General features: G+C 70.7%; 29 protein-coding genes, 3 pseudogenes and 2 riboswitches. Of the genes and pseudogenes, 16 read left to right on the top strand and 16 right to left on the bottom strand.

Going from position 1 to position 21,622, the window contains the following annotated elements; genetic code table 11:
• Positions 1-58: 58 nt before the first annotated feature.
• A riboswitch (TPP riboswitch) is annotated at positions 59-156 on the bottom strand.
• Between the two features lie 80 nt (positions 157-236).
• Together KHA85_RS12400 and KHA85_RS12395 are read right to left on the bottom strand one after the other, a co-directional pair.
• The gene (locus KHA85_RS12400) at positions 237-713 is read right to left on the bottom strand and encodes an SRPBCC family protein (RefSeq protein ID WP_213186010.1); all 477 of its coding nucleotides are present in this window, start codon (positions 711-713) and stop codon (positions 237-239) included.
• A 114-nt stretch (positions 714-827) separates the two neighbouring features.
• Entirely contained in the window at positions 828-1,142 is a 315-nt protein-coding gene (locus tag KHA85_RS12395; RefSeq protein ID WP_213186009.1) for a DMT family transporter, read from the bottom strand.
• A 10-nt stretch (positions 1,143-1,152) separates the two neighbouring features.
• Positions 1,153-1,219: riboswitch (guanidine-III (ykkC-III) riboswitch) on the bottom strand.
• Positions 1,220-1,300: 81 nt separating this feature from the next.
• Between KHA85_RS12395 and KHA85_RS12390 the strand changes: the two genes are divergently transcribed.
• The gene (locus KHA85_RS12390) at positions 1,301-2,164 is read left to right on the top strand and encodes an MOSC domain-containing protein (RefSeq protein WP_213186008.1); all 864 of its coding nucleotides are present in this window, start codon (positions 1,301-1,303) and stop codon (positions 2,162-2,164) included.
• 51 nt (positions 2,165-2,215) lie between these two features.
• On the opposite strand, the gene KHA85_RS12385 is transcribed toward KHA85_RS12390, so the two are convergent.
• Complete coding sequence (locus KHA85_RS12385; protein WP_213186007.1) at positions 2,216-2,878, bottom strand: TetR/AcrR family transcriptional regulator; 663 nt, start codon at positions 2,876-2,878, stop codon at positions 2,216-2,218.
• A 126-nt stretch (positions 2,879-3,004) separates the two neighbouring features.
• Entirely contained in the window at positions 3,005-4,843 is a 1,839-nt protein-coding gene (locus KHA85_RS12380) for a flavin-containing monooxygenase (RefSeq protein ID WP_213186006.1), read from the bottom strand.
• Positions 4,844-5,048: 205 nt separating this feature from the next.
• Between KHA85_RS12380 and KHA85_RS12375 the strand changes: the two genes are divergently transcribed.
• The 5 genes and pseudogenes from KHA85_RS12375 to KHA85_RS12355 all read left to right on the top strand — a co-directional run.
• The gene (locus KHA85_RS12375; protein ID WP_236885618.1) at positions 5,049-5,945 is read left to right on the top strand and encodes an aspartate dehydrogenase domain-containing protein; all 897 of its coding nucleotides are present in this window, start codon (positions 5,049-5,051) and stop codon (positions 5,943-5,945) included.
• Positions 5,946-5,977: 32 nt separating this feature from the next.
• On the top strand, positions 5,978-6,244 hold the full coding sequence (locus tag KHA85_RS12370) for a DUF6480 family protein (RefSeq protein ID WP_213186005.1): 267 nt from the start codon (positions 5,978-5,980) through the stop codon (positions 6,242-6,244).
• A gap of 4 nt (positions 6,245-6,248) precedes the next feature.
• Entirely contained in the window at positions 6,249-7,433 is a 1,185-nt protein-coding gene (locus KHA85_RS12365; RefSeq protein WP_213186004.1) for an FAD-dependent oxidoreductase, read from the top strand.
• 30 nt (positions 7,434-7,463) lie between these two features.
• Positions 7,464-7,508 (top strand): annotated as a pseudogene (locus tag KHA85_RS20040) (hypothetical protein); the annotation flags it as partial.
• 28 nt (positions 7,509-7,536) lie between these two features.
• Positions 7,537-7,662: pseudogene (locus KHA85_RS12355) on the top strand (SUMF1/EgtB/PvdO family nonheme iron enzyme); the annotation flags it as partial.
• Here the strand turns inward: KHA85_RS12355 and KHA85_RS18090 are convergent.
• The 7 genes from KHA85_RS18090 to KHA85_RS12325 all read right to left on the bottom strand — a co-directional run bounded on the left by KHA85_RS18090 (position 7,618) and on the right by KHA85_RS12325 (position 11,409).
• Positions 7,618-8,043, bottom strand: coding sequence for a hypothetical protein (locus KHA85_RS18090; protein ID WP_236885617.1), 426 nt, complete (start codon positions 8,041-8,043; stop codon positions 7,618-7,620). The pseudogene KHA85_RS12355 and the gene KHA85_RS18090 sit on opposite strands and share 45 nt — an antisense overlap.
• Positions 7,950-8,354 carry a TetR/AcrR family transcriptional regulator gene (locus KHA85_RS18085; RefSeq protein ID WP_236885616.1) on the bottom strand — a complete coding sequence of 135 codons (405 nt, stop codon included), beginning with the start codon at positions 8,352-8,354 and terminating at the stop codon, positions 7,950-7,952. The genes KHA85_RS18090 and KHA85_RS18085 overlap by 94 nt, the downstream gene beginning before the upstream one ends.
• 82 nt (positions 8,355-8,436) lie before the next feature.
• Positions 8,437-9,033, bottom strand: a complete 597-nt coding sequence (locus KHA85_RS12345; RefSeq protein WP_258305996.1) for an ABC transporter permease — start codon at positions 9,031-9,033, stop codon at positions 8,437-8,439.
• Complete coding sequence (locus KHA85_RS12340; protein WP_236885615.1) at positions 9,000-9,296, bottom strand: hypothetical protein; 297 nt, start codon at positions 9,294-9,296, stop codon at positions 9,000-9,002. The genes KHA85_RS12345 and KHA85_RS12340 overlap by 34 nt, the downstream gene beginning before the upstream one ends.
• Before the next feature lie 71 nt (positions 9,297-9,367).
• Positions 9,368-10,198, bottom strand: a complete 831-nt coding sequence (locus tag KHA85_RS12335; protein WP_236885614.1) for an SDR family NAD(P)-dependent oxidoreductase — start codon at positions 10,196-10,198, stop codon at positions 9,368-9,370.
• 40 nt (positions 10,199-10,238) lie between these two features.
• Entirely contained in the window at positions 10,239-10,877 is a 639-nt protein-coding gene (locus tag KHA85_RS12330; RefSeq protein ID WP_213186003.1) for a sulfite exporter TauE/SafE family protein, read from the bottom strand.
• 55 nt (positions 10,878-10,932) lie between these two features.
• Positions 10,933-11,409: a nuclear transport factor 2 family protein gene (locus KHA85_RS12325; RefSeq protein WP_063972627.1), complete on the bottom strand. Its 477-nt coding sequence runs from the start codon at positions 11,407-11,409 to the stop codon at positions 10,933-10,935.
• A gap of 78 nt (positions 11,410-11,487) precedes the next feature.
• On the opposite strand from KHA85_RS12325, the gene KHA85_RS12320 reads away from it, so the two are divergent.
• From KHA85_RS12320 to KHA85_RS12305, 4 genes are all read left to right on the top strand, one after another.
• Positions 11,488-12,063, top strand: coding sequence for a TetR/AcrR family transcriptional regulator (locus tag KHA85_RS12320; protein ID WP_063972626.1), 576 nt, complete (start codon positions 11,488-11,490; stop codon positions 12,061-12,063).
• Positions 12,064-12,137: 74 nt separating this feature from the next.
• Complete coding sequence (locus KHA85_RS12315; protein WP_213186002.1) at positions 12,138-12,734, top strand: 1-acyl-sn-glycerol-3-phosphate acyltransferase; 597 nt, start codon at positions 12,138-12,140, stop codon at positions 12,732-12,734.
• Positions 12,735-12,821: 87 nt separating this feature from the next.
• A complete protein-coding gene (arfB, locus tag KHA85_RS12310) occupies positions 12,822-13,262 on the top strand; it encodes an alternative ribosome rescue aminoacyl-tRNA hydrolase ArfB (RefSeq protein ID WP_213186001.1) in 441 nt (146 codons plus the stop codon).
• A gap of 161 nt (positions 13,263-13,423) precedes the next feature.
• On the top strand, positions 13,424-13,828 hold the full coding sequence (locus tag KHA85_RS12305) for a four-helix bundle copper-binding protein (RefSeq protein WP_213186000.1): 405 nt from the start codon (positions 13,424-13,426) through the stop codon (positions 13,826-13,828).
• Positions 13,829-13,875: 47 nt separating this feature from the next.
• On the opposite strand, the gene KHA85_RS12300 is transcribed toward KHA85_RS12305, so the two are convergent.
• Entirely contained in the window at positions 13,876-14,352 is a 477-nt protein-coding gene (locus KHA85_RS12300; RefSeq protein ID WP_213185999.1) for a hypothetical protein, read from the bottom strand.
• A 208-nt stretch (positions 14,353-14,560) separates the two neighbouring features.
• On the opposite strand from KHA85_RS12300, the gene KHA85_RS12295 reads away from it, so the two are divergent.
• Positions 14,561-15,295, top strand: a complete 735-nt coding sequence (locus tag KHA85_RS12295; protein WP_213185998.1) for a hypothetical protein — start codon at positions 14,561-14,563, stop codon at positions 15,293-15,295.
• 55 nt (positions 15,296-15,350) lie between these two features.
• On the opposite strand, the gene KHA85_RS12290 is transcribed toward KHA85_RS12295, so the two are convergent.
• Positions 15,351-15,536 (bottom strand): DUF6440 family protein, encoded by a 186-nt coding sequence (locus KHA85_RS12290; protein WP_213185997.1) that lies wholly within the window; start codon positions 15,534-15,536, stop codon positions 15,351-15,353.
• A 131-nt stretch (positions 15,537-15,667) separates the two neighbouring features.
• The gene (locus KHA85_RS12285) at positions 15,668-15,973 is read right to left on the bottom strand and encodes a hypothetical protein (RefSeq protein ID WP_213185996.1); all 306 of its coding nucleotides are present in this window, start codon (positions 15,971-15,973) and stop codon (positions 15,668-15,670) included.
• 216 nt (positions 15,974-16,189) lie between these two features.
• Here KHA85_RS12285 and KHA85_RS12280 point away from each other — a divergent pair, with 216 nt between their 5' ends.
• The gene (locus KHA85_RS12280; RefSeq protein WP_213185995.1) at positions 16,190-16,834 is read left to right on the top strand and encodes a hypothetical protein; all 645 of its coding nucleotides are present in this window, start codon (positions 16,190-16,192) and stop codon (positions 16,832-16,834) included.
• Here KHA85_RS12280 and KHA85_RS18405 read toward each other — a convergent pair.
• Positions 16,809-17,240, bottom strand: coding sequence for a hypothetical protein (locus KHA85_RS18405; protein WP_306666440.1), 432 nt, complete (start codon positions 17,238-17,240; stop codon positions 16,809-16,811). The two genes, KHA85_RS12280 and KHA85_RS18405, sit on opposite strands and share 26 nt — an antisense overlap.
• 68 nt (positions 17,241-17,308) lie before the next feature.
• Here KHA85_RS18405 and KHA85_RS18080 point away from each other — a divergent pair, with 68 nt between their 5' ends.
• The gene (locus KHA85_RS18080; protein WP_231888906.1) at positions 17,309-17,623 is read left to right on the top strand and encodes a PEP-utilizing enzyme; all 315 of its coding nucleotides are present in this window, start codon (positions 17,309-17,311) and stop codon (positions 17,621-17,623) included.
• Positions 17,624-17,951: 328 nt separating this feature from the next.
• On the top strand, positions 17,952-18,191 hold the full coding sequence (locus tag KHA85_RS12265; RefSeq protein WP_213185994.1) for a hypothetical protein: 240 nt from the start codon (positions 17,952-17,954) through the stop codon (positions 18,189-18,191).
• Positions 18,192-18,258: 67 nt separating this feature from the next.
• On the opposite strand, the pseudogene KHA85_RS12260 reads toward KHA85_RS12265, so the two are convergent.
• Positions 18,259-18,363, bottom strand: a pseudogene (locus tag KHA85_RS12260) (excalibur calcium-binding domain-containing protein); the annotation flags it as partial.
• A gap of 218 nt (positions 18,364-18,581) precedes the next feature.
• Here KHA85_RS12260 and KHA85_RS12255 point away from each other — a divergent pair.
• Positions 18,582-19,634, top strand: a complete 1,053-nt coding sequence (locus tag KHA85_RS12255) for a TerC family protein (protein ID WP_213185993.1) — start codon at positions 18,582-18,584, stop codon at positions 19,632-19,634.
• 179 nt (positions 19,635-19,813) lie between these two features.
• On the top strand, positions 19,814-21,622 hold a 1,809-nt coding region (locus KHA85_RS12250), incomplete at its 3' end, for an aconitate hydratase (RefSeq protein ID WP_213185992.1).

Here is a 21,622-nt window from a genome sequence, read left to right as displayed (position 1 = left end):
CGGCAACGCAGGGCGCGTCCGATCGGCGACGGCACCGAGACCACCGTTGTGGTGGACGCGAGTGCTGTATCGACATTCCTTCGCTGGAACTACCCAGATCAGGTTCGACGGGTGTGATCTCAGCCGCCCGGATGGGCAGCACCCCGTGTCGCGGACCACCATAGATCACCGGCCGTCGCGGCGCGCGGTCCCCACGTCGATCCGCAAAACGCGTGTCGGTGCGAGTCAGTGCGTGGTCATCCCGCGGTCTCGTACCTGGCCGCCAGCTTCGACAGCGTCTCGGTGATGCCCGCCGCGTTCTGCTTGGACACCCCCACGATCTCGAAGAACCTGCCGAGCTTGGACGGCCGGTTGTCGAAGCTCTCGACGACCGTCGTCTTTCCGTCCCCCGCCGGGGTGAACTCCCAGCGCCACCGGTGCCCTGCGGGGTGCGCCCACTCGATCACCTTCTCCGCCGGGGTGTCACGGTGCTCGGTGACCGTGCAGGTGATGCGGTACGGCACGCCGTACATGCGCATCGCGGTGGTGAACTTGGCGCCGGGGTGCAGGGTGGCCGGCCCCTGGACGTTGTCGCGGACCGTTCCGGACCCGTCGACGAGTCCGTGCTTGCGAGGGTCGTTGACGAGGGCGAACAGTTCGTCGGCGGGCGCGTTCACGGTCACGCTGCGGGCGACCACGCGCGGTCCGCGGTCGATTGTGCTGATGGCGGTCATGGGGAGGTGGGACCTTTCCGGTCGGACTCGGCCTGGCGGCGAGCTCGGATGCGGTTCACCCCACCGTACGACCGCGCTCCGACATCACGCGGCGCTTCGTGTACGGCCGGCGGATCAGCTGACGGCCTTGAGCCCGACCACACCGCCGATGATCATGGCCAGGAACAGCACCTCCATCGCCGAGGCGGGTTCCGCCCCGGCGGCCATGGCGTAGACGACGGTCAGCGAGGCACCGATACCGACCCACACCGCATACGCCGTGCCCACGGGCAGCTCGCGCATCGCGTAGGCCAGACCGGCCATGCTCACGACCAGGGCGACGCCGAACACCACCGTCGGCCAGAGTCGGGTGAACCCCTCCGAACGGCCCATCGCGGTGGCCCACACGGCTTCGAGCACCCCGGACAAGACAAGCACGACCCACGCCATGACGGCCTCCTACGGGCCGTCTTGTCGCACACCGGGTACGGCACCCCTCGTCCGGAGGCCCCGGGCCGGGGCTCTGATCCCCAGGGTGGCAGTCCCGGTGGTCCCGGACAACATCAGATCCGTCACCGCGATGAGCGGCGCTAACTAAGGTGGCGTTCATGCGAGTGGGAACGGTCTCGGAGCTGTGGCGCTACCCAGTGAAGTCGATGCGGGGCGACCGCGTGGACGAGACGGCGGTGACCGAGCGCTGGGGCCTGCCCGGCGACCGGGGCTGGGTGATCAGGGACGAGGACGCCGGCGAGCTCCGCAGCGCCAAGAAGTGGGCGGAGCTGTTGCAGTTCCACGCGCGCTACGTCGAGGAGCCGCAGGACGACGCGACGCCGACCATCGAGATCGACTTCCCGGACGGCTCGTCGATGCGCAGCGATGACGACACCGTCCACGAGGCTCTCTCGGCCGCGCTGGGTCGGCGCGTCACCCTGTGGCCGCGTCGGCCGGTCGACGATCACGAGCACTACCGCCGTCGCGCCGTCGACGAGGCCGACCTGCGTACCCAGCTCGGCCTGGGGCCCGACGACCCGTTCCCCACATACTCGGGAATGCCCGAAGATCTGCTGACCGAGCTCGGCTACTACGCCACCCCGCGCGGGACCTACTTCGACGCGATGCCGCTGTCGCTCCTGACCAGTACCGCGATGTCGTCACTGCAGGCCGCGGTGCCGGACGCGGTGATCGATCCGCGCCGGTTCCGCAAGAACCTCATCGTCACCCACGAGCCCGGAGGCGACGGGCATCCCGAGTTCGACTGGGTCGGCCGCCGGCTGACGATCGGCGAGGTGACCTGCGACGTCGTCTCGCGCATCTCCCGCTGCAGGATGGTGCCCCTCCCGCAGGCGGAGCTGCCGCACGACCGCAGCGTCCTCCGGTCACTCGCGCGCGACAACGGCGCGGAGTTCGGCGTCTACCTCCGCGCGCTCTCGCCCGGCACGATCCGGGAAGGCGACGAGGTCCAGCTGGCCTGAACCGCTGCCCGCTCGCCTGAGCCTCTGCCCGTCGGACTTGTCGCGGTCCGTCTACCGCGGCCGATCGCGGACGCCCCACGCCCCGAGCCAGATCGCCTTGAGCGCCGCCAGCATCCGCGCGGACTCGGCCTCAGCGGGCCTGACCGACCGGTCCTGGAGGAAGGCCATGACGATCATGTCGGTCAGCCTCTCGCTGATCGCCCCGTGGTCATCGGACAGCGGCGCGATCAGCCCGGCCTCGGCATCCCGACTCATCTGCAGCGAGAGGTGACGATTCAACTCTGAGACGAGTTCCGACCAGCGTGACCTCACCTCGTCGTCGTACCCGGTCGCCTGCACGCCGGCGACCATCACCTGGTCGTGTTCCAACCACGCCGCGTAGGACTGGCCGAAGAGTCTGTCGAAGTAGGCGGCGTGGGATTCACCCGCGAGTCGGTCGTAGCTGCCGACGGTCTTCGTCCAGTCGTCCCACGCCCGTCCGACCAGCTCCCCCAGGACATCGGCCTTGGACTCGAAGTAGAAGTAGAAGTTGGGTCGTTTGATCCCGGCGGCCTCGGTGATGTCCTTGACCGAAATGTCGGGTGCCGGCATCCGGTCGAGCAGGCGCTCGAACCCGTCGAGAATCGCCTGCCGCTGCACCTCGCCCCGTGGGACGCGCCTCCGGCTCCCACCGGACGGGTCTGTGGTCGCTGGCGCTGTCGGGCTCGGGGGCATGGTCGAAAGCCTAGGGTCGGTGCCCGCGGAGTCCGCCAGGCGTGCGGGGCGGGCAGGAGAGTGACGAGTGAGAGGCCGCCACCCGGACGACGTGCCGGGCGGCGGCCACTGGGATTCGGCGGGCGATCAGGCCACCGGGACCGCGTCGCGCGCGGGCTCGAAGACCAGACCCTCGAACCGGCCCGAGTTCCACCAAGCCTCGATCATGTTCCAGAAGTCGATCTCCGAGGAGTTGTACACATCGCGGAAGACCGCCTTGGACACCTCGCCCTGACCGTTGTAGTAGCCCGGCGTGCAGGCCCCCCAGTACGCCTCGCGCGGCTCGTTGGACCGCCGGACCTCGGCGACCCAGTCCGCCTCGGCCTCGGCGGTGGGCTCGAAGGTCCCGATGCCGCTGTCCAGCAGATGCCGCACGAGCCGGGCCGCGTGACGCGCCTTGCGGTCGAGCATGTAGACGAAGTTGACGTAGTAGGCGGTCTGCGACATCCCGAGCTCCACGAAGTTCGGGAAGCCGCGCGTGAAGAACCCGTGGAAGGTCCTCGCCCCCTCGGAGAAGTACTCCTGCATCGAGTGGCCCTCGCGCCCGATCACGTCGTAGCCGTAGATGCCCGCCGGGCCGGACCCGGTCTCGAAGCCGGTCGCGAAGATGATGCAGTCGACCTCGTAGTGCGTGCCCGCGACGACGATCCCGGATGAGGTGATCCCGTCGATCCCCGCGGGAGACGCGGCGAGGGTGACGTTGGGACGATTGAACGCCTCGAGGTACTCGTCGTTGAAGCACGGTCGCTTGCACATGTACCCGAACCACGGCTTGAGGCCGTCGGCGGTCGCGGGGTCGGTGACGATCGAGTCGACCCTGGCGTGGGCGCTCATGAGCAGGTTCATGTCCGCCAGCTCCGCGACCAGGGCCTGGTCCCCCTCGGGGAGTTCGCCGACCGGCACGTCCACCAGATGCTGCCCGGTCAGCTCGGGGAACAGGTGGGTCCAGCCGTCGTCCACCAGGTTTCCCTCCACCTCGTGGCCGGAGATGATGCCGTTGAAGTTGGCGTGCCGTTCGTACTGCCAGCCCGGCGTCAGCGAGGCCACCCACTCCGGATCGGTCTTACGGTTGTTCCGCGGCTGGACGACGCTCGGCGTGCGCTGCACGACCACCAGCTCCTTCGCGTCCTGCGCGAGGTACGGCACGACCTGCACCCCGGTGGCACCGGTACCCACCACCGCGACGCGCTTGTCCCGGAGATGCGCGAGGTCGCCGGCTGCCGAGCCGCCGGTGTAGCCGTAGTCCCACCGGCTGGTATGGAAGATCTTGCCCTCGAAGTCGCCGATTCCCGGCACCTTGGGCAGTTGCGGCTTGGTCAGCGCGCCATTGGACCGTAGGAGGACCCGGGTGACGAAGCGGTCGCCGCGGTCGGTGGTGACCTCCCAGCGCTGGATCTGCTCGTCCCAGCGCGCGTGAGTGGCACGGGTCTGGAAGTACGTCCTGTCATAGAGGCCGTAGTGCCTGCCGATGCGCTGCGCGTGCTCGAAGATCTCGGAACCATCCGCGTAGCGCTGGCTGGGCACGTAGCCGGTCTCCTCGAGCAGGGGCATGTAGATGTGCGACTCGATATCGCACTGCACGCCCGGGTAGCGGTTCCAGTACCAGGTCCCGCCGAAGTCGCCGCCGTACTCCACGAGCCGGAAGTTCTCCACGCCGTTCTGCGCGAGGTACGCCCCGGCGGTCAGGCCCCCGAAGCCGCCGCCCAGCACCAGGGCGTCGAGCTCCTCCGTGACGGGCTCACGGGTGATGGGCTCGGAGAACGGGTCGCTGTCGTCGACCTCGAGCACATCGTCGAGCCCTTGGAACTGGGCCAGTTGGTCCTTGCGCTCGCGGGCCTGCTTGTCGGCCTCGAAGCGCTGGCGGAGGTGATCGGGGTCGAAGTCGATGTCGATGGCGATCTTCGATTCAGGGAGGGTGAAGGGCATATCGCGTCCTTAGCCGAGCGGGAGGCCGCCCGCGGTCGAGGGGAGTGGACGGCCTGTCGAAAAAACTTGACTCCGCGTCAAGTTGTGACCAAGGTTACACTCTTGCTGTGACGTACGCAACACCGCGCGTCGGAGCGGACGATGCTGACGCCGGGCGCCGGGACACCCACCCCTCTCACGCGCGCTGGGTACGGTGTGGCCCACCATGACCCCTCCCCTCACCCCCTCCGCCGGTTCCTCGTCCGATCCTGACCCTGCCGCCGGCCCGGGCGACATGACCGCCGGCGCGGCCGATCCCCGACCTCCGCTGAAGGTGGCCGTGGTCGGCGCCGGCGCGATCGGCGGCGCCGTCATCGAGGCGTTGGAGCAGGGGCGGGTCCCCGGCGCCAGGCTGTCCGCGGTCCTGCGCTCGAGCAGCGACCCGGCGGAGGTCACGGCGGCCATCGACGCGGCCGACGTGGTGGTCGAGGCCAGCACGGTCGACGCCGCCGAGGACCTCATCCCGCGGGTCACCGCCGCCGGCACGGACATCGTCGTGTGCTCGTGCGGCGTGTTCGCCCGCCACGACGACCCCCGGGACCTCCTCGCGGGCGGGCCCGGCGCCGGTCGCGTACTCGTCCCCGCCGGGGCCATCGGGGGACTCGACGTCCTCGGGGCGGCCGCCCGCGCCGGGGCCTCCGATGCCACGGTCCGCCACTACACGATCAAGCGACCCACGGCCCTGGACGTCGACGAGCAGCTCACCGATCGCCGCGAGGTCTTCCGCGGCTCGGCCCGCCGGGCGGCGCTCGAGTTCCCGCGCACCTCCAACGCGTCCGTGGCCCTCGCGCTGGCCACCCTCGGCCTGGACCGGACCGAGGTGATCGTGGTCGCCGACGCGGACGTCAGACGCACCCGTCACGTCGTCGAGTGGGAGTCGCCGGTGGGCCGCTACGAGCTGCAGTTCGAGAACTCCGTCGACCCCGACTCCGGTGGCCGCACATCCGCGATCACCGCCTGGTCGGTGGCCGAGGTCCTGGGCGCCCTCGCGGCCGGCGCCGGCCCGGGGGTCGTCGTGCTCACGGGCGGCCGACCGGTGGAAGGCCACGCGACGAGCCCCTAACCTGTGGGTTCCAGTCGATCGAGAGGTGCGAAATGACCAACGCCCGACCGTCAGACCCCGACCCCAGCGAGAGCTCTGACGTGGACAGCCACGGTGCGGCCCCTGCCGGCATCACGCCGGACTCCGACTCCACCTCGTTGCAGTCGGACAGCGCCACCAGCAAGCAGGGCCCGACGGAGCAGCAGAGCCCGACACCCCAGCCGGGGAACAAGAGTGCCTACGTGTGGATCGCGGTCATCGCCGTCGTCGTCGTCCTCGTCGTCATCGGCCTCGTCGGCTACGCGTTCGAAGTGTTCTGACGCCATGCCCGCCGCGTTCGACACCGTGATCGTCGGGGCGGGTAACGCCGGGGTCTCCCTGGCGGCCCGCCTCAGGCGCGACGGCGTGCGCAGCGTCGCGCTCATCGACCCCAGCCCCGTGCACCGGTACCGGCCGATGCTCAACTACGCGGCGGCCGGGCAGGCCCGCATGTCCCGGTACGAACGGCTCATGGCGACCGTCGTCCCCGACGGCGTGGAGCTCCTCCCCCAGGCGGCGACCCGCGTCGACCCGGCCGAACGCACGGTCACCCTCGACACGGGCGCCACCGTCGGTTACCGCGACCTCGTGCTGTGTCCCGGCCTGACCCCGCACTGGGACGCGGTCCCGGGACTGCAGGAGGGTTACGTCGACGGGTGGGCGGTATCCGCGCACGTACCCGAGTACGCCGGCCGGGCGTGCGCCGCCCTGGTCCGCGTCCGTGAGGGCACGGTGGTGTTCTCGGTGCCGCCGGAACCCGCCTCCTGCGGCGGGACCGTGCTCAAGGCGATGTTCCTGGCATGCGACCGCTGGCGGCGCGAGGACGTGCTCGACCGGATCGACGTGCACCTGGTGACCCCGTTCCGCGGGCTCCTCGGCCACGAGCACGCCGACCGGAGGCTGCGACCGTTCATCGAGCAGTACGGCATCACCGTCCATGAGCAGTCGCGCGTCGACGCCGTGGACCACCACGCCCGCACGGTGTCGGTCGACGGCCCGGCGCCTGCGACCATCGAGGACGTCCACCTGGCCTACGTCACCCCGCACACCCGTGCGCCCCGGTTCGTCGCCGACTCGGGGCTCGCCACCGACGACGACGCCGCCCTGGTCGACGTCGACCCGGGCACCCTGCGCCACACGCGCGTCGACACGGTGTGGGGCCTGGGTGACGCCGCGACGGTCGGGACCCGCCCGTCGGGTGGCGCACTGCGCGCGCAGGTCGGGGTGGTGGCCGACAACCTCCGCGCCGCCCGCGACGGTGGAGAGCTACGGGAGTACGACGGCTACACGGTCATCCCCGTCGCCGTGAGCAGGAACCGACTGGTGCTCGACGAGCACGACCGGGACGGTCGGCCGGCCCCCTCGGTGCGCGGGATCGACCTCACCGTGCCACGGCGCATCACGTACGCGTTCGACCGGTTCGTCCAGCCCGTCGTGTACTTCCGCAAGCTCCTGCGCGGACGCGTCTGAACCGGCGGGCGTCCTGCCGCGTGTCCGCGCGTGGTCACCGGTGTGAGCCTCGAGCCGGTCGTCCACGTATCCTGGAACGATGCGCTGGCCTATTGCTACTGGGCGGGTGATGCGCGGCGGGTCCTACCTGTGCCACGACTCGTACTGCTACCGGGTGGCGGCGCGGTCGGCCGACACGGCCGGGTCAGCGACCGCCAACCTCGGCTTCCGCTGCGTTCGCGACGTGTGAGCCGGGGGCGGACGCACCCTGCCCGGCCGAGCCCTGCCCGGCCCGCAGCGCCGCCTCGATCATGTCGTAGAGGTGGGCCACGACCTTCTCGAAGTCGGTGTTGACCACAGTGCTGCTGGCGTCGCGACGGTCCTCGTAGACCGCCAGCGCGCCGGTGAACATCTGCGTGGCCAGATCGATCCGCTCGAACGCCACCCGCCGCGGCAGGTGTGAGCACACGTCGATGAGCCGCACCACCACGTCGTCGGTCGCCGTGCGCAGCCGCACCTCCGGCGCCTCCGGGCCCATCACCGGACCCACCCGCTGCAGGAAGCGCGCGTAGTGGGTGGCGTCCGGCGACGCCCGCAACAGCTCGACGATCGGCTCGAACAGGACCCGCACCAGCGAGGCGGGTCCGTGCCCAGGCCGTGCTCGTCGATCTCGGCGAGCCGCTGCTGCCGCACCGAGTCCAGGGCGGTCAGCCTGCGCCGCAGCACCTGCCGGATGAGCCCGTCCCGGCCCCCGAAGTGGTACTGCACCGCCGAGTTGTTCCGTTGCCCGGCGGCCGCCGCGACGTCGCGCATCGACACGCGGTCCAGGCCGCGTTCCCCGATCAGCTTCTCGGCGATCTCGATCATCGCCGTCTTGGCGTCCCTGGTCTGGGAGGCGCCGTTCGCCCCGGCGTCGTCCGGGACTTCGTTCGTCCGCTCCATCGGACCCACTCCTCCACGCCTTCATCCTCGACCGACTGCGTCACGGCCGCGTCGGCCGACCCCGGCGGGCCGGCGGTTCGGATCAGATCTTGGCCGCGCCGGGGCTCCACTTGCGGCCGGCCGCCTCGCCCAGCTGGTTGAAGCTCAGGACGGTGAGGAACAGCACGAACGCCGGGATACCTACGAGGTAGGGATACCGCTCGAAGTCGGGCTGGCCGGCGCTGATCATGTTGCCCCAGGTCGGTTCGGGGCGGGGAATGCTCAGTCCCAGGTAGCTCAGCGACGCCTCGGCCACGATGAGCACCGCGACCAGCATGAAACTGTAGGACAGCACGGGCGCCACGATGTTCGGGGCCACCTCGCGCAGCATGATGCGGATCTCGCCGGCGCCGAGCGAGCGGGCGGCCGTGACGAACTCGCGGCCTGCGAAGCTCATGGCGTTGGCGCGCACGAGTCGCGCGTACGAGGGCACCACCATGACGCCCAGGGCGAGCGTGACGTTGAGCAGTGTCGGCTCGAGGACCGTGACGATCGCGATGAGCAGGATCAGGGACGGGAACGCGAGCAGCACGTCACTGATGATGGACACGACGCGGTCGGCCCAGCCGCCCTTGTAGCCGGCGATGAGACCGAGCGTGCCGCCGATCAGACCACCGATGACGACGCCGCCGATACCCACGGTGATGGAGACCCTGGCGCCGTAGAGCAGGCCGCCGAGGATGTCGAGGCCCTGACGGCGTCGAAGCGCGTGGCGACCATCGCGTTCAGTTGCGGGTCGAGGGCCTCGATGCGCGCGATGGCGTCCTCGAGCACCTCCGCGGCGGTGGTGACTCCGGAGGCGATGTCGGCGGCCAGGGCGAGCGCATCGCGGCCGGCGGCATCGGAGCCGCCCGGGGCGACGGGAGTGTCGGTGCCGCCGGTGGCGGCGGGGGTGTCGGTCATGGCGGGGGCCTTTCGGTGCGGGGCGTCAGGCGACGGCGCTGGGTCGGTGGACGACGGCGACGACGACGAGGTCAGCCCCAGCGCGACTGCCCGCCATCGAGCGGGATGGTCGCGCCGGTCAGATACGAGGCCTCTGCCGAGCAGAGCCAGGCGACGGGTCGGCCGATGTCGGCGACGGGGTCCCCCACCCGGCCGGCGGGGATGCCGGCGATGAACTCGGCGGCCTCCTCCGGGTTGTTGTCCATCCACCAGTCGAGCCCGGGGCTGTGGGCGTGGGGCGCCACGTTGAGGGCGCGGATGCCGTCGGCGGCCCACTCGTAGGCGGCGGCGCGGGTCAGGGCGCGGACGGCCTCCTTCACCGCGGCGTAGATGCCGTAGTTGGCGGCGTCCCAGCGCACGGCGGCGGAGGTGACGAGGTTGATGACGGTGCCGCCGCCGCGCTTGGCCATCTCGGGGCGGGCGAGCTTCATGAGGCTCAGCGTGACGCGGGGGCCGCCCTCGAAGGCGGTGCGGAAGTCGTCGTCCGGGTAGTCCGACAGCGGTAGAGGCATGGCCATGTTGGCGTTGTTGACGAGGATGTCGACGCCGCCGAGGCGCTCCACCGCCGTGGAGATGATGGTCTCGGGGGCGTCCTCGGCGATGATGTCGGCGGCCAGGCATTCTGCGGTGCCGCCGGCGGAGCGGATCTCCTCGGCGACGCGCTCGAGCTTGTGCATCTTGCGGCCGACGAGCAGCACGGCGGCACCGGACTCGGCGAGGCCGAGCGAGATGCCGCGGCCCACGCCCTGGCCGCCGCCGGTGACGATGGCGACCTTGCCGGCCAGTCGGGTCGAGGTGTCCTGGGCCCGGGTGTTCTGGCTCGCGGTGTTCTGGTTCGCGGAGCTCTGCGGTGTGTCGGTCATGGGGTCCTCCGTGGGTGGTGCGGTGACGGGTGGGTGGGGCTCACGCGGTGACGATGGTGAGCAGGCCGGCGATCACCACGAGGACGATCACGGCCGAGCGGAACAGGTGGGTGGGCAGGCGCCGGGCGATCGCGATGCCCAGTTGGTTGGCCGCGACCCCCGCGACGACGCACGCCGCGAGCAGCGGCCACAGGCCGGGCAGGTCGATGCCCGTGCCCGACCACAGCAGCGCGAGCGAGACGATGCTCGTGATGACGAAGTAGCCGGCGAGGTCCGCGATGAAGCTCATCGGCGGGATCTTCGCGCGGCCCAGCAGCAGGACGACGGGTGGGCCGTTCAGCGAGGTGGTGGTGGAGAAGTACCCGCCGATCGCGCCTGCGGCCGGCTTGAGGTGGTGATCCGGGAGCAGCGTGACGGTCTGCACGCCCAGCCAGGCCCCGGGCACGGACGCCGCACCCAGGACGGCGACGCGCCGCCAGTCGATGTGCTCGCGCAGCTGCACGGTGACGCCCACGCGGGTGATGAGCGCGACGACCAGGTTGACCACCACCGTCTCCGCGAGGCCGATGCCCGCGGTGAGCATGAGCGGCGTGGCGATGAGCGAGGTGCCGAACCCGGTGGCGCCGCCGATCACCGAGGCGGCGGCCACGCACAGCGCGGCGATGACGATCAGGTCCACTCGTCACCGTCACGGCCGTCGGCTGCGCTGTCGCTCCGGGCGGTCTGCGCCGCTGTCACTTCTCGTCGGCGGGGGCCAGGTGGTTGTCGTTGAGCCGGAAGCTGGGCACGTCCTTGAGGTTGATCATGGCCTCGTAGGTGCGCTTGTAGCCGGTGCGGGTGATGACCCAGCGGCCGTCGACGCGGGCGTAGGCGTCGTCGTAGAAGGCGCTGCCGAAGATGAACGTGTCGTACTCGGGCACGATGACGCGGTCCTGCAGGTACCAGCGACCGGTGGCGGTGTCGCCGTCGATCTCGATCTCGGGGTGGTGGGCCTGGTGCTCGGTGATGACACCGTCGGTCATCTGCTTCCGCAGCCCGGCCACGACCTCGTCGCGGCCGGTGTAGCTCAGGCGCTTGCCGTAGGAGGCGGTGACCTCGGGGGCGAGGGTCTGGGCGAGCTCGTCCCACAGCCGGAGGTCGACGCAGCGCAGGTAGCGGTACTTGAGGGCCTTGATGGCGTCGATGTCGTCGCGGCGGTCGGTGGTGGTCATGAGGGCCTTTCGCACGGGTGGGGGCGCACGGATCGCGCGCTCTGCCCCAGACTGTAGTCAATTGTGTACAGTCCGGGAATGGAAACCGGGAAGAACGCCGCCGCCCGCCCGACCGGTCGCGACGAGGTCCGCTCGGCGGTCCTGCGCGAGGCCCGTCGACTGCTGTCGGAACGCGGGCCGCACGTCCCGCTGCGCGACATCGCGGATGCCGCGCAGGTGAACCTCGGGCTCATCCACCGGCACATCGGTCGCAAGGACGCGCTGATCACGGCGGTGATGCAGGACGCGGTGCGGTTCGGCGCGGCGCGGCTCGAGAACCTCGACGACGCGGGCGAGGCCGTGCGCGGGATGCTGCTCGGCGCCTCGTCGCACCCGGAGATCAGTCGGCTGCTGGCGTGGTTGGCGCTGGACCGCGAGGCCGCGTTCCCGCCGATGCTCGACCCCTCGCAGCGGCCGGCCGCCGCGTTGCGCCGGATGACCTCTCCCCCGCCGGCCGGTGACGTCGAGCTGCTGCTGGTGTTCACGGCCGTCTACGGGTGGCCGGTGTTGCGCGGGGCCCTGCTCGACGCGCTCGACATCCCCGAATCTGAGCGTGACGGCATCGACGAGCGCCTCGCCGACCTGCTGGCCAGGGTCGTCACCGGAGAGCGCTGAACTCGCCGTCACCGCCGCGAACCCCGGAGGCTCATCCCTCAGCCCGCGCCCGCTCGTTCACCTAGGGTGGCCGGGTGATCCGTTCCCTTGCCGCTGGCCTCTTCTGGCGCTTCAGCCGCTGGACGCTGTCCACCAGCCCCGGCCCGGATCGACCGACGATCCTTCTCGGCGCCCCACATACGTCCAACTGGGACTTCGTATTGATGCTCGGCATCGCATGGCGTCTGGGCATCGACGTTCACTGGCTGGGCAAGGCCAGCCTCTTCTCCGGCTGGCGCGGGCCGCTCATGCGGGCGCTCGGCGGGGTCGCCGTGGACCGCGGGAGCCCGGCCCGGGTCGTGGAGGACATGGTCCGGCAGGTCCACGCCGGAGAAACGTTCTGTCTGGTCATCACGCCGGACGGCACGCGCAGTGGGCACTCACGCTGGAAGTCCGGCTTCTACCGGATCGCGCGGGAGACGGGCCTCCCGGTGGCGCTCGGGTACGTCGATCGGGCCACCATGACGACCGGGCTGGGCCCCACGTTCGAGCTGACAGGCGACGTCGCGGCGGACATGGACCGCATCCGCGCGTTCTACGCGGACAAGGCCGGCTTCCACCCGGACAGACGCGTCGAGCCGCGGCTGGCCGACGAAACCCGCACGCGGGACGTGGAGCAGCCGGACCCCTGAGTGTCGCCGCGCGCCCGGGAGCCCGGTGCGGCCAGGTGCGGCCCTGTCGGCCCACCGTCCCGCGCCCCTATGCGGGACACTGACGTCATGGACGACCTGCGAGTACCCCCGGGGCCTGGCGCTTCCCGCGGTCTCGTGATCCCGGCCGGAGAACTGCTCGAGCGGTTCTCCCGGTCGTCGGGCCCGGGCGGGCAGCACGTCAACACCACCGATTCGCGGGTCCAGCTCAGCCTCGATCTCGCCACGACGACGGCCCTGGACGAGTCTCAGCGCACCCGAGCGCTTCAGGCGCTCGCCGCGAGATTGTCGGGCTCCGTCCTCACCGTGGCCGCGGAGGAGAACCGCTCCCAGCGGCGCAACCGCGCGACGGCACGGCAGCGACTCGCCGACCTGCTGCGCGACGCCGTGGCACCGCCGCTCCCGCGGAGGCCGACCAGGCCCACCCTCGGCTCGCGCCGCCGACGACTCCAGCACGAGCGTCGACGCACCGAAATCAAGCGCAATCGCCGACGCCCCGACCTCGACTGATCGCCTTCCACGCGCCCCTCGCCGAGGTGCGAATCGGTGCCTGTCGGCGAACCCCGCATACCCGACGACATAATCGAGCTTCCGTTACCGCCGGACGTCCTCGCGGATTCCACCGCGATTTCGGACCTTGTCACAGCTGCCCACAACGGTAGCCTGGGCGCATGAGCACTTCCGAGATGATCAGGTCCCATCCGAATCCGACCGACGGGCTCGACGTCAAGCTGCTCGCAGGGGCCCTCGAGGCGTCCGCAGCGTGCGCGACGATCTGCTCGTCGTGCGCGGACGCCTGCCTGGGCGAGGAGTCGGTCGCTGACCTGCGCGACTGCATCCGCACCGATCTCGACTGCGCCGACGTCTGCGCGGCCACCGCGGCACTGCTCAGCCGCCGCACCGGCAGCAACCTTGAGGTGGTCAAGGCGCAGCTGGTGGCGTGCCGGACCGCCTGCGCGGCCTGCGCCGACGACTGCGAGCAGCACGCCGACATGCACGAGCACTGCCGACTGTGCGCCGAGGCGTGCCGTCGGTGCGAGAAGGCGTGCGCTGATCTCCTCGCCGCGATCGGCTGACCGACCCGCCAGCTCAGCGCCCGGCCCGCCGGCTCAGCGCCCGGCCCTCAGCTGCCTGCGGCCCTCGCCAGCGACTCCACGATCCAGGCGCCCCACTCCGGCGACTCGACCCCCACCCGGATCACGCGGCCGTCGTGGAGGTGGAACGCGACGCAGGTCGAGGAGTGTCCGGCGTCGATGAAGATCTCGCCGTCGCGGCGCAATGATCCGCGGTTGCCCCACTCTCGGCCGATCGGCGTGACCGCCTCGACGTGCACGGACCTGATCTGTTCGGCCGGGATGCGCCTGCGCCACAACGGGAACAACGCGATGCGGACGGTCCCGTCATCGGCGGAGATCGTCGTGCCCCCGGCCCAGTACACCGCCACGGCGGCCGCTCCCAGCGCGAAGAGGACGAACGCCGGCACCAGAGCCACCTGCCCGGCCAGCGCACCCGCCACGAGCGCCACCAGCGGGACCATCGCCAGCGCGGTCACGCCCCAGCGGTACGCCGTCGGCAGCCTGTTCCCGTACACCCTGTCCACGAGGTCGACCCTAGCCAGTCCCGGACGGCCGTCGGTCAGTACTGGACGCCCACTGACTTCCGTTCTCCCAGTTCAGCCCCGAGGCCCGCTGGATAGTGAGGTAACGCTTACCGTCCGCGCGCCGATGTAGAGCGCGGGAGAGGGGACGGTTCGATGTCTCCCGGATGAGCACCCGCCGACCGGCCCGGGTGCCTGGCGAGGGGGCACGATGATCGGTTTCCGGCGGTCCGGCGACAGATGGCGGGTCGGGGCGGGGCGCCGCGACGCCGTTGACCCGCTCGCCGCCGACACCGCGCGGGGCGACGGCGTGACCGACCCGCCGCCCGCCTCCCCGTCGTCCGACTCGACGTCGCATGCGGCGCTCGGCTGGACGATGGTCGCGGTCGCGGCGGTGGTGCTGGTGTTCCTGCTGGCGCCGTTCGGCCCGCGGGGCGCGTCGTCGGCCATCGATCCGGCCACGTCCACGGGCCCCGATGCGCCGCTCGAGTCGACGAGTCCTCGGACCTGGGTCCTGTCGTCCACGGTCGTCACTTCGTTGCCCGCCGACCACGCAGCGCCGGAGCCCGGTCTCGATGGCACCGATGCCACGGGCGAGCGCCCGTCGCCGTGGATCATCCGGGTGCCGCGGACCACTCCGGCCGGCCAGGCGGATCACCCCGCCACCGCCCCGACCGTCTCCGTGTCCGCCACCGCCGCATCGCCGGCCGCCCGAGCATCGGCGTCCGTCCCGGCCACGTCCACCGGCTCGCCGGGCGGATCGTGCCTGCCGTCGTCGCCCGCGGAAACCGCGTCGCCTCCCGCGGCCACCGCGTCGTTGCCCGCCGTCGACGGAGACGGGGTCGGAAGGGGCGGCGACGCCGGGCCGGGCGAGCTCGGGTCCACGTCGGGCCCGAACGGCGACGCCGGCCGGGCCGCGCCCAGCGACGGCGCCCGCGGCGGCTGAACCGGCGCGGCTGATCAGCGCGGGTAGAGCGCTGCGGCGCTGCGGCGCGGACTGCCTACAGCGCGTGCTCCTGGAGGGGCCGACCCTGCGCGCCCAGCAGCGGGGTCAGTCCCCCGCCGGTGCCGTCGTTGCGCCACAGGTAGCAGACGCCGGTCCGGCTGTCGCGCAGGATCTCGATGCGCCCGCCGAACCCGACCGACTCGGAGTGGATCTTCTCGAACCGCTTGTCCTTCTTCGCCATGCGCTCATCGTCGCACTGAGCCACCGCGCCTCACCCGCATGCCGTGCCCACCCACCGCGGCCATGCCGCCATATCCCCGCTCACCGGGCGGCGTGGACGACGACGACGAGCTCGACCTCCCCGGAGGGGGCTCAGGAGTCGTGCGAGCGGGTCAGTCCGCGTGTCGCCTCGGCGACGGCACGATTGGGGGCGCGGAGTTCATACGAGGCGGGTTGCGGGGTGGGCGCCGGGTCCTGAGCGCGGGCGCGGGCGGTGAAGGGGCGTGCGCCCGGTCCGCTGATGAGCCGGACCGCGACGACCACGCCCACGAAGACCATGAGCGTGAACAGGGCGGGCATCATCCAGGTGGTGTTCGTGAGCAGGGCGGCACCGGCGTCCAGCTCCGCTGCGGCTACGGCGCCGGTCAGGGACGTGGTGATCGTGGTCAGAGTGCTCATGGTGGGGCCTCCCGTCTTTCGCGTCTGTCAGGGATTCGGAGTCCTCCCGCGTCGGGATGGGTGGCGGGCCCGGGTTGTTCCCCGAGGCGCGCGTGACGGGGGTCGGGGTGACCCTGATCCTGACCCGGATCTTCGGTCCGCACGGCGTGAATATGCGGTGGCGGGGGTTATGTTGGTGGGAGTCCCACCCGGCCCCGAGTCTCGAATCGAGTCACCATGAACGAGCAGTACCCGCGGCGGCAGGACGGGCCGTGGACCGAGGGCGGCCACGACGACCGGGACCGCTCGGCGCTGCCGGACCATCTGAACCCGACCGAGCAGTTCCCCACGGCGTCGTACCCGGCGGAACGGTTCTCCGATGACCGGGCCGCGACCGAGCAGTTCCCGGGCGAGCAGTTCCCGACCGAGCGCCTGCCGACCGCCGAGAGCGTCGAGCGCTACTCGGGGCACCGTCAGCCGGAGCCCTACTCCCCACCGTCGGAGCCCCAGCACTACGGGCGGCCAGTCGACCACCAGCCGTTCGCGCGGCCAGCCGAGCCCCAGCCCTACGGGCGACCGGCCGAGCCGCTGGCCCACGAGGGCGGTTTCCCTTACGGCATGCCGCCGGCCGCGCCGTACGGGGCGCCCTCGCCGTACGGGTACGGCGACCCGTACGTCCCTCAGCACCTGCACGTGCCCCCGCCGCAGTTCCAGCAGGGCCCGTACCCGCAGCAGTTCGGCTACCCGCCGATGCAGCAGACCGTCTACGTCCACGGCGCCCCGGCGAGGCGGGTCAACCACGCCCTGCACCTGGTCCTGACGATCGTGACGTTCGGGCTCTGGCTGCCGGTGTGGATCATCCTGGCGATCGCCAACTCCTGACGCGCCCCGGCCACCGCTCGGTGATGAGCGCGGTCACCTCGTCGACCCACTGTTCGTCCAGCGCGGCGTCGCGACTGACGAGGAGCCGGAAGATCGCCGCGCCCGCGACGACCTCGGCGAGCACCGGCAGCGGGTCATCGGCGCGGCGGGTCCGGCCGAACCGTGACTCGAACGCGGGCAGGTCGCCGGCCAGCCGCGCGATCATCCGGCAGGCCATCGTGCGGTCGACACTGGCGCGGGGTGGGCAGGTCACGGCGGCCGTAATGACCTCGGCGGCCTTGGCGGCTGCCGCCGGGCCCGAGCCGGAGTCGCGGGCCATCCGGCTGTTGGCCCGACTGGCGCGGGGCGGCGCGCGGGGTCGCGAGGAGACCAAGTCGAAGATGGCGCTGATGTCGCACGCGCTCAAGCGCGGCTGCGGAGGCGCGGCCGGCGCGGCGACGGTGGCCGCCGCGAGAGACCGCGGGCGGGGAGATCGTGGGCCGACCGGCGAGCCGCGGAACGGTGGAGGGCGCCGTGCGGGTGGCGCGCTCGATCGTCGATGCCCGCGAGGTCCGGCCCGGCGAGGTGCTCGTCGCGCGCGTGACGGACGTGGGCTGGACGCCGTATTTCACGGTGATCGCTGCGCTGGTCACCGACATCGGGAGCTCGGTCTCGCACGGTGCGGTGGTCGCGCGCGAGTACGGCCTGCCGTGCGTGGTGAACACGATCGTCGCCACGCAGACGCTACGCACCGGCGACCGCGTCCGCGTAGACGGAGACCGGGGCGTGGTGACGCGGTTGGAGGGGTGAGGCGCTGGGCGTCCGTGTGGATCGCTGCCGCCCGGGGCGAGGCCACCGACCTGAGCGGCTCCGGCGATGTCGGGCTGGCCCCGGCCCCTGCTGCAGCGCCGTCACTCTGTCGCGCGGTCACACCTGCTCACGTTTTCCCAGGTCCACTTCGCCACCATGCCGCATTTGTGACCACTTTCCGGGGGTCGGGGCACGGCGAGTCCCGGGTGCGGCGCTGGTGGCCGACCTCGATGGCAACAGCATGAGGCGTGACAAGGGCTGGTGCTCGGCCCCTGGATGACGGGCCGACGCGCTGCCCAGTGGCGGCGCCGGCGACAGGCTGCTAGACGTGGAGGTCCACGCGCCCCCATGCCACGAGGAGGACGAGATGATCACCGAGGACCCCATCGACCCGGACGAATACACCCCGGGCCCTGATTCGGTCACCGCTCCCGAGGAGTACGAGCCCGAGGTGACCGTCGACGACCCCTTCCGCGAGGCAAATCCGGCGGACGTCGCCGAGCAGGCCATCGAGCTGCCCGACGACGACGGCGACCCGGAAGGTGACGACGACGACGAGGTCAGCTGACCCTGCTAGATGACGGCGAGGGGCCGGCTCCATGTGAGCCGGCCCCTCGCCGTCTAACCGGTCTGTACTACTCGCAGGCGACGCCATCGTTGTCCCGGTCGAGCGCGGGCCGATACGCCGCGTCACCGCGGTAGATCGGGGCGATGCCCAGCCGACGCGCCTCGGTGCAGTTGGCCACGTGGTATCAGCAGTGCGGCCGCTCAGGTAATCGCCTTCTCATCTTCGCGCGTTGCGCGTTCGCGGAGAGCGCCGCTAATCTGACCCCACCAGAAGGGGAGTATCCCTCACACGCGTCGTCGTCACTACGGCCCCGGGCCCGGCGGAGCGAGCCACGCATCATCAGTGGCCGGGAGAGACCTTCGATCACCCACTGATCGAAAGGTCCCTGTCATGGACACCCCACTCTGGCTCTGGTTCGCCGTCATCGCCTTCATCGTCGTGATGCTCGCGATCGACCTCGTCGCCCACCGCAAGGCACACGTCATCGGCGTGAAAGAGGCGGCCGCGTGGTCGGCGGTCTGGATCGCGCTCGGAGTCGGCTTCGGCGTGATCGTCTGGGCCGTCTGGGGCGCTGACTTCGGACAACAGTACTTCGCCGGCTACCTCATCGAGAAGTCCCTGGCCGTGGACAACGTCTTCGTCTGGGCGATTATCTTCGCCTACTTCGCGGTGCCCCCGCAGTTCCAGCACCGGGTCTTGTTCCTCGGTGTGCTGGGCGCCCTGGTGTTCCGTGGCATCTTCATCGCGGGCGGCGCGCTGCTCATCCAGAACTTCTCGTGGATCCTCTACATCTTCGCCGCGTTCCTGCTGTACACGGGTTTCCGCATGATCCGTCAGCGCGACGAGCACCTCAACCCGGACCAGTCGCGCGTGCTGGGTGCCTTCCGCCGGCTCGTGCCCATGTCGGACACCTTCCACGGACAGCGACTGCTGGTCCGCAAGGGCGGACTGATCATGGCCACTCCCCTGCTGGCAGTGCTCGTGCTGGTGGAGACGACTGACGTCGTATTCGCCGTCGACTCCATTCCCGCCATCTTCGCCGTCACCGACGAGGTGTTCCTCGTCTTCACCGCCAACGCGTTCGCGATCCTGGGGCTGCGCGCGATGTACTTCCTACTCGCCGATCTGGTCCATCGGTTCGTGTACCTCAAGCTCGGCCTGGCGTTGGTGTTGATGTGGGTGGGCGTGAAGATGCTGCTGAAGATCGACGTCTACTACATCCCGACCCCGCTCTCGCTGGCCGTCATCGCCACGATCCTCACCGTGTCGGTCGTGGCGAGCCTGAGGGCGACGCGCGGGCAAGACCGGCGGAGCCTCCCGACCCCGGCCGAGCCGCCGTTCCGCATCGCGACCCCGGATGAGGACGCAGAGCTCGAGCCGCTGTTCGGCCGCGCGCGCTCCCGCCATCGCTCGGAACGTCCCGCCGCCGGACCGCCACGCTGACGGATGAAAGCGGCCGCGAAAGCCCTTCGGGACCGACTTCGCGACTGCGGTTCTCGGCCCGCTCCGCGGAACGCGTGACGGCTTATAACTCCTCATCGACAGGGGTAGGGTCGGGCTCAACGCCGGTGAGCCCCTCACTCGCACGGCTCCATCGGCGCCATACCAGGAAGGGGCCGATCATGAGTGTCAACAGTTTCAACTCGCGAGACGCGCTGGCAGTCGGAGGCGTCGACTACGAGATCTACCGACTCGACCGGGTTTCCACTGAGGTACCACTCCCCTACAGCCTGAAGATCCTGCTGGAGAATCTTCTGCGCAACGAGGACGGCCGGGTGGTGACGGCCGAGCAGGTCGAGGCGCTCCAGCAGTGGAATCCCCGCAAGCAGGTGGATCGGGAGATCCAGTACACGCCCGCCCGCGTCCTCATGCAGGACTTCACCGGAGTGCCGTGCGTCGTCGACCTGGTCGCGATGCGCGACGCGATCACCGATCTGGGCGGGGACGCCAAGAAGATCAACCCGCTGATCCCCGGTGAGCTCGTGATCGACCACTCGATCATCGCCGACGTCTTCGGCCGTCCGGACGCCTTCCAGGTCAACGCCGACCTCGAGTTCGGACGGAACCGGGAGCGTTACCAGCTCCTGCGGTGGGCGCAGGAGTCGTTCGCTGACTTCCTCGTGGTCCCTCCGAACACGGGAATCTGCCACCAGGTCAACCTCGAGTACCTGTCCCGGGTCGTCTTCACCCGCGAGGGCACCGAGGGCATGAGGCAGGCCTACCCGGACACGCTGGTGGGCACCGACTCGCACACACCGATGGTCAACGGCCTCGGCGTGCTGGGCTGGGGCGTCGGCGGCATCGAGGCCGAGGCGGCTCTGCTCGGCCAGCCGATGAGCATGCTCATCCCGGAGGTCATCGGACTCAAGCTGACCGGTGAACTGCGGGAGGGCACGACCGCGACGGACCTGGTCCTCCACGTCGCGGAGTTGCTGCGCAAGACCGGCGTGGTCGGCAAGTTCGTCGAGTTCTTCGGACCCGGCGTCTCCAGCGTGCCGCTGGCCAACCGAGCCACGCTCGGCAACATGAGCCCGGAGTACGGGGCGACGTGTGCGATCTTCCCGATCGACTCGGAGACGCTCGACTACCTGCGGCTGACCGGCCGGTCGGAGGAGCAGATCGAGTTGGTCGAGGTCTACGCCAAGGAGCAGGGGCTCTGGCACGACCCGGACAATCCGGCCGAGTACACCCAGGTCATCGAGCTCGACCTGGCGAGCGTCGAGCCGTCGATCGCGGGTCCCCGGCGCCCGCAGGATCGAATCGAGCTGAGCGAGGCGCCGGCCGTGGTCCTCAGCAACCTCGCGGAGGAGAAGGAACGGTCCGGGGGGCGGCCCGGCAGCGTGGACGACGCCGCGGAGGACACCTTCCCGGCCAGCGACCCGATCGCTTTCAATCCCGATACGGCGACGGACGAGCCGCCGCGCCACTACTCCGAGGAGCAGCTCACCGCCAACGCCAAGCTCGGCTGGCCCAGTGATCCGGCGGAGGTCCTACTCGGCGGCGACTCCCCGGTGATCGTCGACCACGCGGACGTCGTCATCGCGGCGATCACCTCGTGCACCAACACGTCAAACCCCTCGGTGATGATCGGCGCGGCACTGCTCGCCAAGAAGGCGGTCGAGAAGGGACTCGCGCCCAAACCGTGGGTCAAGACGACCCTGGCCCCCGGCTCCCGCGTGGTGACCGACTACTACGAGCGGGCCGGCCTCACCCCGTACCTGGAGCAGCTGGGCTTCGACCTGGTCGGGTACGGCTGTACGACGTGCATCGGCAACTCGGGGCCGCTGACGCCGGCCGTCAGTGAGGCGGTCAATGACAAGGACCTCAACGTCGCGGCGGTCCTGTCCGGCAACCGCAACTTCGAGGGACGCATCCACCCCGAGGTCAAGATGAACTTCCTAGCGTCCCCGCCGCTGGTCATCGCCTACGCC

The organism is Dietzia massiliensis (assembly GCF_018390595.1).
Classification (GTDB): Bacteria; Actinomycetota; Actinomycetes; order Mycobacteriales; family Mycobacteriaceae; genus Dietzia; species Dietzia massiliensis.
The sequence above is the reverse complement of the archived record's forward strand: the minus strand, read 5'-3'. Positions and strand labels throughout refer to the sequence as shown.